A 12,754-nucleotide genomic window follows, 5' to 3' on the forward strand; every position below is an offset into this window, starting at 1 on the left:
CTAATTATTCTTTTTCTTTCATTATGCTTCTTAATCCCTAAAATCATCGATGGAATGGAAACGACACAGGCCAAACATAAATAAAAAACAATACTCATTAAGGCTGAAAAGCTCATTGAAAGAGGCTCCTTTCTTTAATATTTATTAATGATATAACCGGCATTTAGCTTCTATAAAATATGTAATTTACATCTATAATATACTAAACGTTTTGTAGTTTCTCAACGTCCTTAAGTACTCTTACTCTAAATCTATCGAATTATTTGAGCATTGCCATTAGAATTATTGAACTTGCGTCTTACAACATAAATTATCATTCAACGTTAAAATTATTTGTAAATCAGGCAATGGACATTTAGATAGTATAACATATGTTTAATCAATATTTTTTCTATACCATAATTAAATTAATTGTATACTGACGAATTTGTTAATAATACTTTATTTTTATACTAAAAAACTTATAATTTAATTAAAGTACTATAATTAAGGATGATAAATATGAAACATTTACATAAAAACAAATCTTTTTTCAATCTACTTTTAGCAAGAATTTTAATTAATGCTGGAGATAGCCTTTATTATGTAGCAACAACATGGACAGTTTTACAATGGACACATCATTCAGTATTAGTTGGATTAACAAATACATTATTAATGATTCCTATATGTATTTCTTTTTTGTTTGGGCCTATAGTAGATGCCATTGCTTTAAGAAAGACGCTCATCATAACACCTATTCTTCAATTTTTAATTTTATTAACTATAACTTTTTTGTATTTTGTTGGCATCTTAAATGTTTATCTTTTAATTATTTTAGTGACACTCGCTATGTTTTGTGCGCAAATAGGTTATCCAGCACAGTCAAAAGCAATTCCTATTTTGGTAAGTAATGATGCGTTAGTTAAAGCAAATTCTGCTATGAGTGTGGCTTATCAAGGTACAGATGTTATCATGAATGCTTTAAGTGGTATTATTGTTGCTACACTCTCTTTCATTCCATTATATTTTGGTAATTCGTTAATATTTTTAATCGCTGCTTTATTTTTTATGTTAATAAAATGGCCTGTAACACAAACAGAATCTATATATAAAGGTAAATATTTAAATAATTTAAAAGAAGGCTTTCAAGAGGTATATCATTCTTTATTACTTTTAATAGCTGTATTAAGTTCCATTCTTAATTTTGGATTAGGAATTCTTTATACTTGGATCCCTTTAAAAGCAAATTATCTTGGTGGTTCATTTTATTTTGGCTTATTAATGAGCTTACTTTCATTAGGTTTAATTGTTGGTTCATTACTCGCGCCTTATATAAAGAATGTAAATATTGGTTATGGTAAAATCTTGATATTTTTATATTTATCCTCGGGTTTACTTTTAATATTTATTAACTATGTTCCTAATATTATTTTTATGATGTTATTTCCAATCTCATTTATCACTATTAGTATAGGTAACGTTTCTCTAGTATCAATCCAACAAAAGGTAACTCCTGAAAAATTATTAGCACGCATTACTACTATAATAACTAGCATATCTGCAATGACTTTACCTTTAGGCAGCTTATCTAGTGGTGTATTAATTAAATATTTTGATCTTGATTATACGCTTGTTCTTACAGGTCTGATATTTATAATCGGCAGCCTTATATTTTACCTATCTAAACCATATAGATCACTGCCCCAAATAGAAAAAATTGAATATAAACATATTTTTAAAAATCATTAAATATGCTGTAAAAATTAGAATCTTAGTTCGTCGCCAATATCTATATTCTTTATAAAAAATCGTATTCACTTGGGTATTGCCAGTACTTTGTTTCGCAAAAAAGTATCTCATAATTCTGATTCAATAGCTGATTGTAAAAAACAGTTGCAAAACATATAATGGTTGGTTTTAACAATATTAAATAATAAGGGAGCGGGACAGAATTCATAATGAATTCTTAGTCCCGCCCCGGCAAGGTTGACTAGGATTGAAAAAAGCTTGGTATTAGCGTATTTTCAATCCAGTCAACTACTGCCAATATAGAACTCAGAGCCTAAAATATAATTATGTCCCAGACTCTTATTACTTTTCTCTATAAAACTAATATTTGTAATAAATGTGAACTACAGCATTTGAATATTGCTAATCTAAGATAACGGCCTAATATATCATTAGCCTTTAATCTACTACTAGAATTGATAGGTACATCTACAAATTCCACATGTTCATGGTATACGAGTTTTAACCTACCAGTTTCTAGTCAAGTTTCACCATTCTTAACCACAATCTCTTTCGTTGCTATTTCATCGTCAATTACTGATTGAATCAATAAATACAATAACTTTTCACCTTATAAAATAACCTCATGTATAAGGTCATCTTTACGATTTTTTAATGTATTCACTTAAAATTTCAATTATTCTTTTATGAAGGTAATTTAACTTTAAAAATAGCATAAATTAAAAGTATAACTGATAAAAACTTAACTATTCTACATCTTCTAATGGTAAGCTCATACCTTTCCATCCTTCTAATGCTCCAGCTAATTCATAAGCCTCAAAACCATTTCGATATAATTCTAACAACGCTTGCTTACCTAAAATCGTTCCTCCAGTCCAATCATAAACAACATAAATATTATCTTGAGATAACTCGTTTAAACGATTATTTAAGTCTTTAGCTGGTATCTCTAAAGAACCTTTAATTTTATCTTTTTTCACTTCTTTAGGTGCATTTCTTACGTCTAAAACTGTATATTTATTTGTACCTTTTTCCATATCTTCAAGCACAACATGATGATTAATATATAAGCTTAAAAAAGTTTCTAAAAATTCAATTTTATTCATTTTCTCCATCCTCTTCTATTTTATTTCTTAATTTATTCATCAAATGAAAAAATGTTTCTTTTTCTTGTTCATCAAAATCACTAAATATATTTGACACAAAGTCATAATTATTAGGTAAAAACTCTTTCAACTTTAAATAACCAATTTCAGTCATTTGTACATAACTGGAACGTTTATCATTTGATAAATTAACCCTTCTAATTAAGCCTTGTTTTTCTAACCCTTTAACTAATCCTGTAATTGTTGATTTTTTATTACCTATTTTCTTAGATAAATCTGATGGCGATAAAGTCATATTTTCTTCATAAGAAAGCAACATTAAAATTGAAAACTTAGCTTCTGACAAATCATATTCTTCTATAAACTTGTCATATTTACTTTTCATAATTTTGTAAGCTTTATTAATTTCAAGATATAACATGACAGAAATAATATCTAAGTTTTCATATTCTTTTTTCAGTCCTTCTAATTTTGTATAAGTCGGACTATCTATCAAATAAAATTCGTTCACGTGAACAACCCTTTCTAATATAGTTAGGCGCCTAACCACTTAAAGCGTAACACATATTTTTATTTTTGAAAAGTATAAATACATTCAATTAGTTCGTGTCTAGATTAGGTTCAAATTCACTTTTCTTAACCACAAACTTTTTATTACTATTTCATCGTCTATACGCAGTCCTCTTTTCGCAGATTCTTTAAACCATATTACTAAATGTAGTGTTGGTTAATACTCGTAGTCTCAATTAATGTCTGCTTTATTCTATTTATCTAATTTCACAATTTTCGAAGCGTGAGAGAAAAATACGTCACTGAATGTATGACTTAGTATTTCATGTCCCCTAAAAACAAAGGAAATTCCATTTTTTCTACTCTTTATATCTAACAGAATGAATTGTTTAAGTAGCTATTTTCAAAAATTAGACATTGTTATTCATAAAGAATAGATAATCATTCAAACATACACATTAATTAGATTTCTATGCTTAATCTACCTAATTTTTTAGTAAAGCATCACAAAAATACTAATTTTGACTATTAACTTTAAATAGTATATTAAATATTCAAAAAGTTCTAATAATGCTATAATAAAAATGATATAGAAAGGAGAAGTTAAAAATGGACAATACTAATAAGAAACAAAACTGGTTAAAAGTTCTTTGGGTAGGTATTTTAGCCGGTTTATTGTCAGGAATAGTTAAATTGGGTTGGGAAGTTATGTTCCCACCAAGAACACCAGCTAGAGATGCAACAAATCCGCCTCAAGAACTCTTACAGATATTGGGAATACCTTCAAATGTCACACACCTTACATATAGTTTTTCTGAACATGCATTGCCATTTGTAAGCTTTATTGTTCATTATAGTTTTTCAATTGTAATAGCAATTATTTATATTATTTTAGCTAATAAATATTCTAAGATTACTTTGGGATATGGTGCATTATTTGGAATTGTAATTTGGATTGCTTTTCACTTGGTTATTATGCCTATCATGCAAGTTGTCCCAAGTCCTTTTGAACAACCATTCACAGAACATATTTCTGAACTATTTGGTCATGTAGTTTGGATGATGGTTATAGAAATGGTCAGACGATATTTTTTTAAGTTAAAAATAATAAATGCTTAATTTAAGCTATACTATTAAAATCAAAACCACCCGTCAAACGGGTGGTTTGTTCTGCGACTATAAGCCCGCTATACCGGCCAGCGTCTATAGGCGCTGGCTTTTTCATTTCATGTCCAATACAAAATGTGATTGTCACTTTAGCTAGCCTATAAAGAGGTTTCTCTTACATTCAATTTACCTAGTGCTTTATCTTGCATTTCTTAGTTTTGAATATATTTTTTATTTCGCACGCTTTACGTGCTCAACAGACTAAAGTCATTAATAAAAATTGGTTCTATAATAAATCACCAGTCCGATTTATTATAGAACCTAAGTAATTTCAGTTGATTGATGGGCCATCTTTATAAATTCTAATAGAATTATATTTTAAAACTACTTAAACAAAGCATGAAACCAGTTGTTCCCTTATATTTGCATAAATCGTAACGATTAGTCACTTGATATTTACCATAACCCACAACCTTTACGTAGTAATTCATCTCTACTTCAACAAAGAACATATCTCAGCGTAAAAACACCACTTAAAATATTGCTTAGTTACAATTTTGACCTACCTATGTTCTTTCTTTATTTGTGATACTGTTTTCGTATTTTTAATAAATTTATTTTCTAATTCTTCTGAATAAGATATATTTCCATTAAATTGAAAATTTTCTGTAGACCTTATACCTACACTAAAAGATAAATTTTTATCTTTATTTATATAACCGCTAATATCATAGCCATCCATTGGATTTTTTTTGAATTCTGTAAATTCAATGTTTTTGAAATCTTTGACATTGTATTTCATATATAAAGTTATTCTTTCTTTTTGTTCATTATAGTACTTTTGTTCTTTTTCTTTTTGTTCATCATATTTCATTTTTAAATAGACGCCTCCTACGATCAATATTATACTAATTAATATAATAACTGTTAAAAATATTTTTTTATTCAAAAAATCAATCCTTATTTAATTTTAAATATTTCGTATCAAATTTATTTCTTTCAACTTTTCTTCTAAATTTTAAAAGTGTTTCTCCAATAACTAATGATTGATACGCTTCATACAAATACTTGATAACTTTCTAAATTAATTTATCCACTCAATTCTAGCTTTTGAGATAATTTCAGCATGCAGTTTTATATTATTAAATTTCCTATTAATCCAATAAAAAATATTGTTGTAATTATCTCTGTTACTAGAGATGACTAATAATAATTCCAATAAATCCCCACAAGCTTAATTTTCTTAAAAGTGATAATACTATTTTTATATCAAAAGAGATAAACGATAGCAAAGATTATTTAAAATGATATAAAAAGAATAGCATTTATAAAGATAATTATGTATTATTTGGTACGTTCTTCAAAGCCTATAGTGAATCTACTATTTTAAGACATTCTCATGCTTCTATGTTAGTCAATCATGGTGTAAGCATTATGATAATAGCACAACGATTAGGTCATGCAGATAGCACTGAAGTATATAATAGATACGGACATTTGTACCTTAGTACACAGAAAGAAATAATTAAATATTTATAACCACTACCTAAAAATGAGGCAGTGGTTTTTTATGCGTTGTGCACTATCTGCGCACTTTTTGTGCACCTAAAAATAAAAAGCCCACAACCACAGTGGTTGCAGGCTATATAATGGAGACGGCGGGATTCGAACCCGCGTCCAGAGGTCCTGATACAAATCTTTCTACGTGTGTAGTCTATATTTCAGTTTCACACAATGAAAGGTCATAGACAACCAACGTTGTGCTAGCTTGATTGGTATTCTTCTAAACAGACTTCAAACGGCAGTGTTTAGCATATCCTATTCAGGTTGAATCGCGTTAACAGCACATAGGAAATGCGGTTAGGCGATGCAGAGTGCGCTTAGGCAGCTACTGCGAAATTATTGTTTGATTTGCCAGTTATTATAAACTGAATGTGTTGATGACGAAGACAACCCTCCGACACGCTTAATAAGCTCGGGGGACCCCTGTCGAATCCAAGAACGTCCCCGTAATGAATAATAAACAAGCATTAATTATCATATCAAAATCAGCCCGATTAAGCAATGACGTTGCTTAATAACGGGCTTTCATTGCACGATCTACATCGCGTTTCATCGCTTTTTCTTTCAACGCTTGCCGTTTATCGTATTTTTTCTTACCTCTTGCTACGCCAAGCAGTACTTTACAATGACCATGTTTTAAATACAGTTTAAGCGGAATGATTGAGTATCCTACTTCTCTTGTACGCTCGCCTAGTTTGATAATTTCTCGTTTGTGTAACAAGAGTTTTCTAGAACGTAATGGATCATGATTAAAGCGATTTCCTTCTTCATATGGTGCGATGTGCATATTGTTTAAATAGATTTCTCCACGTTTTACTTGGGCATAGCTATCTTTTAAGTTAGCACTGCCACGACGTATCGATTTTATTTCGGTTCCTCGTAAGACGATGCCCGCTTCTATGGTATCTTCAATGTTGTAGTCGTGTCGTGCTTTACGATTTTCAGCTAATGTCCCTGGTGATTTCTTTTTAGCCACTGGTTATCACCTCTTTGTTGCTTATTTTTTCTTTCTTCGTGACTTTTTCTTCACACTTTTATCTTTGTAAAATGGTTTGTGATTTGTTTGACCATTTTTTTCTTTTTTGCGTGCATTTTTACCTTTGCGCTGTTTTGACTTCTTAGATTTTTTGCGACGTTGCCCATCGTTTTTTGATTTGTCTAAAGCTTTGCCGCGTGTTTTAGCTTGAATGGTTTTACCTCTCGCTGGACGTTGACTACTACTTTGAGATATTGGCATACCGACAATTTGGAAGTCTATCATACGTTCATCTACATCTACGTGGGTCACTTTAACTTTGACGGTATCTCCAATTCTAAATACTTTTGCTAAGCGCTCACCAATCAATGCCATTTGACGTTCTTCAAAATGATAATAATCGTCTGTCATATTGGAAATATGGACCATGCCTTCAATTGTATTTGGTAATTCGACAAACATGCCAAAGTTGGCTACAGAACTAATAATACCTTCGAATTGATCACCAATATGTTGAATCATATACTCTGCTTTTTTAAGCTCATCGGTATCACGTTCTGCATCTATCGCACGACGCTCACGTTGAGATGTGTGTTCAGCAATTTCTGGTAATTTTTCTGCCCAATAGTGTTGTGTCTTACTGTCCATGCTATGCTCAATTAAATATTTGCGAATCAAGCGATGGACGGTTAAATCTGGATACCGACGTATTGGTGAAGTAAAGTGTGTATAATATTCTGCCGATAAGCCAAAGTGTCCAAGGTTTACATCGTCGTAATGCGCTTGTTGCATTGAACGTAACATCATTGTTGAGATGACCATTTGTTCTGGTCGTCCTTCTACTTCTGCTTGGATAGATTGTAGTGTAGCTGGATGAATATCTTCACCTGTACCTTTTATCATTATGCCAAAGTTCGTTATAAAGTCAAAAAACTGTCTTAGTCTTTCGGATTTTGGCTGTTCGTGTACACGATAGATAAATGGTACGTCTAAGTTACTAAAATGCTCTGCTACGGTTTCATTGGCTGCCAACATAAACGATTCTATTAGCCGTTCACCATCACCGCGTTGTCGTGTGACGACATCTGTTGGAATGCCTTCACTATTCACTAATACTTTCGCTTCGCTGATGTCAAAGTCGATTTCTCCTCGACGACGACGCATTTGAATCAAGCGTTGTGATAAGTCTTGCGCTAAATCGAGCATAGGTGTGAGGGCTTCATATTGTTGACGGACTTCTGGGTCTTTTTCAGTAATAATCTGATTTACAGCATCATATGTCATGCGATAGTCTGAATGTATCACACTATCAAAGATGTCATGATTAACGACTTCACCACGTGCATTAATTTCCATACGGCAGCTTAATGTCAATCGGTCAACGTCTGGATTTAATGAACAAATACCGTTACTTAAACGGTGTGGAATCATAGGTATGACGCGGTCAACTAAATAGACACTTGTCCCACGATCGTAAGCTTCCTTATCTAGCTGAGAATCTTCAGTAACGTAGTAGCTGACATCTGCAATGCTAACGGTAAGTTCGGTGTTTCCATTTTTTAATGCTTTAACACTAATGGCATCGTCAAGATCTTTTGCATCTGCACCATCAATCGTAATCGTTAATTCATCACGTAAATCTGTACGACCTTCAATTTCAGATGGAGAAATCTCATCTGGAACAGCTTCTGCTTCTTTCAAGACTGCATCTGGAAATTCAATTTCTATGCCATGTTGATAAATAATAGACAAGATATCAACGCCTGGATCATTTTTATGACCAAGTATAGCGGATACTTGTCCCTCTGGATTATCATGTCCATCCGCATACTTAGTAATTTGTACGAGTACTTTATGACCATCTATAGCACCTAGACTTTGCCCTTTGGGTATAAAAATATCTTGCATAATTCGTTTGTCATCAGGAATGACAAAACCAAAATGTCTAGCTTCACTATATGTTCCCACAACTTGTGTGACCGAATGCTTTTCAATGGATTTCACTTCACCTTCAATTTTCCCTTTATGGTCACCTTTAGATTGTTTTACTTCAACAATCACTGTATCACCATCTAAGGCTCTGTTTATTTTTGTCGGTGGAATAAAAATATCTTCCATATCATCATTTTCAGGTCGAAGAAAGCCAAATCCTTTTTTGTTTTGACTCAATGTTCCTTTAATCAATTTTGAGCCTAATGACTTTCCTTGTTTTCGCTGATATCTATCTGTTTTTGTACGTTCAACTAACCCCGATTGTTCTAGTTCAACAAGCACCTTTATTAAATCTCTAAATGAGTCGGCACTATTAAGACCTAAAGCATCTTGGAAATCTGACACAGACATCGGTTCGTAATCTGGTTGCTTAACGATTGCTTCAATGGATTGCTTTAAATTCATCATGCCCCTCCTTTCTATATTCATTTCTATTGTTTATTCCTTACTCTGACCATTCTAACGTATTTAAAAAGTCATTAATGTCATCAAAAACTTGTTCTTTTTCTTTATCAATCGTAATGACGTGACCTGAATTGGCATACCATTTAATGTCTTTTTGTTCTGAATCAACATGGTCATATATATAATTGGCTGATTGAGGATCAATCATCTCATCATGTTCTGCTTGTATAACTAAAATGGGATCCAGCACCTCTTCGACAACATCTCGAACTTCACTTAATGTCGCACTTAGCTCTTTTAATGTCTCAGTTGGGTGAAAGTTTTCCATTTCTTGATCAATCGTTGCTTGATCTTTTCCTTCATATTTTTTGAAGTTGCGTGCATATTCAAGGAAACCATCGTATATTGTTCCTTCAGTCTTACCTTCCATAGGAGCACACATCGTTACAATACCCTTTACATCTCGATTTAAGCTTAATTTTAGTGCAAAAACACCACCTAGAGATAATCCAGCAACGACAATATCATCATAGCCTTTTTCTTTAAGAAAATCATAACCATCTAATGCATCTTTAAACCAGACATGTGGGCTTGATTTTAAAATTTCTTCTGGCGGAGCCGCATGACCTTCATATTGAGGCGCGTAAGAGGTGATTCCCTTTTTCTGTAAATAACGCCCTAGTTGTCTTACATCTGAAGAATTTCCTGTGAAACCATGAAGCAGTAAGACAGCACGGGGGCCTTCTTCAAAAAAGAATGGTTGGGGTAGTTTAATTTGCATAACAACATCTCTCCTATTTCTAAACATAACTATTTTATATTATTACATGTCTTTAAAGGCGACATTATTTTCCTATTTATTGTGTACTTTAACAGTCACATACACTTATTATAATTAAAAAAGCCCGACATTTATATCGTCGGACCTTATAATTGGAAATAACTTATGCCAATCAATATGATAAAGAATATGATTGCTAAAATAATTGTTAATCTATGCAAAAATAAATCGATGCCACGTTGTTTTTGCTTACCAAATAACTGTTCTGCGCCACCACTAATAGCACCTGAAAGTCCATTACTTTTACCTTCTTGGAGTAATACAACAGTTACTAATGCAATACAATCAATGATTAATAGTGCGATTAAAAATGTATGCATGAAAATTGTCCTCCATTCATTATATACGAACTGAATTATATCACAGAACGCTTGTTTATATCAAATCTACTAACGATTAAATGTACTTTTACGTTTAATCGAGATAACGAGCATATACAATGCTAGTGCTAAAGAACCAATAATTACTATAAGAATTGGTAATGCATACATGAATGAATGTGCTGTAGTGATGCCTTTTATCACTAGTGAAATATTGATTAAGGTAAAAATGGCATTTGACACGAAAACGGCAAACATAAACCACCATAAGTACATATGTCTATTCCAAAATGCAATTATACCGGCTAAATAAGCTAAAATATACATAATCCCCGTATATCTAAAGCCATTTAATAAATTATGTGCGACAGCATCTGATGTTTTCTGACCTGCAAAAGCAAGTAGCGCTTTAGCTGTAGCCATATCCAATGCGACAAAATTATGGAACACTAATAAGAAGCTGAACACAAGTGAACTGATTGCAATTAAGTTGCCCGTCCGCTTTTCTCTTACTTGAGTTTGTTTTTCCATCATGTAACTCCTTTTAATCAATTCAAATCTTATTATATCAGTTTCACTACTATGATAACATTACCGTTCCAGCTTTTTATATAAAAAATAGAACAGGATTGAAAGCGAGATAGCTTCATTATGAATTCGTAGTCCTGCCCCGGCAAGGTTGAACAGGATTGAAAAAGCTTGGTATCAGCGTATTTTCAATCCAGTCAATTACTGCCAATATATAGTTATGAGCCTGGAACAAAAATAATGTTCCAGACTCATAATTATTAGCGTGAACTTTTATTGCATTTTTTGAAAATTATTTTTTTGAAACGTCTAAATTGTAGAATGATTTTAAACCATCAAATTTTGCAGTTTCATATAATTCGTCTTCAATGCGTAATAATTGATTGTATTTAGCAATGCGGTCAGTTCTAGATAATGAACCTGTTTTAATTTGGCCAGCATTTGTAGCTACTGCGATGTCAGCAATTGTAGTATCTTCTGTTTCACCAGAACGGTGTGATACAACTGCAGTGTAGCCTGCTTTTTGTGCCATTTCAATCGCATCAAATGTTTCTGTTAATGTACCGATTTGGTTAACTTTAATTAAGATAGAGTTACCAATTCCTTCTTCAATACCTCTAGAAAGGATTTCAGTGTTTGTAACAAATAGGTCGTCACCAACTAATTGTACTTTATCACCAATGCGGTCAGTTAATTGTTTCCAACCTTCCCAGTCATTTTCATCCATACCATCTTCAATCGTAATGATAGGGTATTTACCAATTAATTCTTCTAAGTAGTCAACTTGCTCAGCTGCGCTACGTTTAGCACCATGTTCACCTTCGAATTTAGTGTAATCATATACACCATTTTCATAGAATTCTGATGATGCACAGTCAAATCCTAAGAATACATCTTCGCCTGGTTTGTAACCTGCTTTTTCGATGGCTTTAATAATTGTTTCAACAGCATCTTCAGTACCGTCAAATTTAGGTGCAAATCCACCTTCATCACCAACAGCAGTTTCTAAACCACGTTCGCTTAAGATTGATTTTAAGTTGTGGAAGATTTCTGCGCCCCAACGTAACGCTTCTTTAAATGATTCAGCACCTACTGGTAAAATCATAAATTCTTGGAATGCGATTGGTGCATCAGAGTGAGAACCACCATTAACGATGTTCATCATTGGAACTGGTAATTGTTTACCATTAAATCCACCTAAATATTTATATAAAGGTTGACCTAATAATTCAGCAGCTGCACGTGCAACAGCGATAGAAACACCTAAAATTGCGTTTGCACCTAATTTACCTTTGTTTGGCGTACCATCTAATTGAATCATCATTTTATCGATAGATACTTGATCTAATACTGAAAATTCACCTTCAATGATTTCTGGTGCGATAATTTCGTTAACATTTTCAACAGCTTTAGTAACACCTTTACCACCATAACGTGATTTATCACCATCACGTAATTCAACGGCTTCGTGTTCACCAGTAGAAGCACCTGATGGCACTAATGCACGGCCAAACGCACCGCTTTCAGTTAATACTTCAACTTCAACTGTTGGGTTACCACGTGAGTCTAAGACTTCGCGAGCATAAACATCTGTAATAATTGGCATGTTCAAAAACTCCTTTTACTTTAATCTAAAGCTATTATAGCTTGATTTGAATAATTAATAAAATAATTT

The 12,754-nt window shown here is 32.3% G+C and carries 11 protein-coding genes, 1 other RNA gene and 1 pseudogene; 3 read left to right on the forward strand and 10 right to left on the reverse strand.

Annotation, left to right across the window (positions count from 1 at the left end; translation table 11 throughout):
• Positions 1-501 precede the first annotated feature (501 nt).
• Positions 502-1,731, forward strand: coding sequence for an MFS transporter (locus AL499_RS04475; RefSeq protein WP_002492745.1), 1,230 nt, complete (start codon positions 502-504; stop codon positions 1,729-1,731).
• Between the two features lie 746 nt (positions 1,732-2,477).
• On the opposite strand, the gene AL499_RS04480 is transcribed toward AL499_RS04475, so the two are convergent.
• Both AL499_RS04480 and AL499_RS04485 read right to left on the reverse strand, forming a co-directional pair.
• Positions 2,478-2,837: a rhodanese-like domain-containing protein gene (locus tag AL499_RS04480; protein WP_002492756.1), complete on the reverse strand. Its 360-nt coding sequence runs from the start codon at positions 2,835-2,837 to the stop codon at positions 2,478-2,480.
• Complete coding sequence (locus AL499_RS04485; protein WP_002492753.1) at positions 2,830-3,348, reverse strand: MarR family winged helix-turn-helix transcriptional regulator; 519 nt, start codon at positions 3,346-3,348, stop codon at positions 2,830-2,832. The genes AL499_RS04480 and AL499_RS04485 overlap by 8 nt, the downstream gene beginning before the upstream one ends.
• A 608-nt stretch (positions 3,349-3,956) precedes the next feature.
• Between AL499_RS04485 and AL499_RS04490 the strand changes: the two genes are divergently transcribed.
• Positions 3,957-4,466 carry a YagU family protein gene (locus tag AL499_RS04490; protein WP_002492767.1) on the forward strand — a complete coding sequence of 170 codons (510 nt, stop codon included), beginning with the start codon at positions 3,957-3,959 and terminating at the stop codon, positions 4,464-4,466.
• 550 nt (positions 4,467-5,016) lie between these two features.
• Here AL499_RS04490 and AL499_RS04495 read toward each other — a convergent pair.
• The gene (locus AL499_RS04495) at positions 5,017-5,403 is read right to left on the reverse strand and encodes a DUF1433 domain-containing protein (protein WP_172412343.1); all 387 of its coding nucleotides are present in this window, start codon (positions 5,401-5,403) and stop codon (positions 5,017-5,019) included.
• Positions 5,404-5,732: 329 nt separating this feature from the next.
• On the opposite strand from AL499_RS04495, the pseudogene AL499_RS12290 reads away from it, so the two are divergent.
• Positions 5,733-5,993, forward strand: a pseudogene (locus AL499_RS12290) (tyrosine-type recombinase/integrase); the annotation flags it as partial.
• 108 nt (positions 5,994-6,101) lie between these two features.
• Here the strand turns inward: AL499_RS12290 and ssrA are convergent.
• The 7 genes from ssrA to eno form a co-directional block, all read right to left on the reverse strand.
• Positions 6,102-6,463, reverse strand: a transfer-messenger RNA (tmRNA) gene (gene ssrA, locus AL499_RS04500).
• Positions 6,464-6,528: 65 nt separating this feature from the next.
• Positions 6,529-6,993 carry an SsrA-binding protein SmpB gene (gene smpB, locus AL499_RS04505; RefSeq protein ID WP_002492746.1) on the reverse strand — a complete coding sequence of 155 codons (465 nt, stop codon included), beginning with the start codon at positions 6,991-6,993 and terminating at the stop codon, positions 6,529-6,531.
• Between the two features lie 21 nt (positions 6,994-7,014).
• Positions 7,015-9,390, reverse strand: coding sequence for a ribonuclease R (gene rnr, locus AL499_RS04510; protein WP_002492752.1), 2,376 nt, complete (start codon positions 9,388-9,390; stop codon positions 7,015-7,017).
• A 40-nt stretch (positions 9,391-9,430) separates the two neighbouring features.
• Entirely contained in the window at positions 9,431-10,171 is a 741-nt protein-coding gene (locus AL499_RS04515; protein WP_002479324.1) for an alpha/beta hydrolase, read from the reverse strand.
• A gap of 146 nt (positions 10,172-10,317) precedes the next feature.
• Complete coding sequence (secG, locus tag AL499_RS04520) at positions 10,318-10,551, reverse strand: preprotein translocase subunit SecG (protein WP_002459689.1); 234 nt, start codon at positions 10,549-10,551, stop codon at positions 10,318-10,320.
• 69 nt (positions 10,552-10,620) lie between these two features.
• Positions 10,621-11,082 carry a hypothetical protein gene (locus AL499_RS04525; RefSeq protein WP_002492742.1) on the reverse strand — a complete coding sequence of 154 codons (462 nt, stop codon included), beginning with the start codon at positions 11,080-11,082 and terminating at the stop codon, positions 10,621-10,623.
• A gap of 289 nt (positions 11,083-11,371) precedes the next feature.
• On the reverse strand, positions 11,372-12,685 hold the full coding sequence (gene eno, locus AL499_RS04530; protein ID WP_002459691.1) for a surface-displayed alpha-enolase: 1,314 nt from the start codon (positions 12,683-12,685) through the stop codon (positions 11,372-11,374).
• Positions 12,686-12,754 lie beyond the last annotated feature (69 nt).

It is taken from the genome of Staphylococcus lugdunensis (assembly GCF_001558775.1).
Taxonomy (GTDB): Bacteria; Bacillota; Bacilli; order Staphylococcales; family Staphylococcaceae; genus Staphylococcus; species Staphylococcus lugdunensis.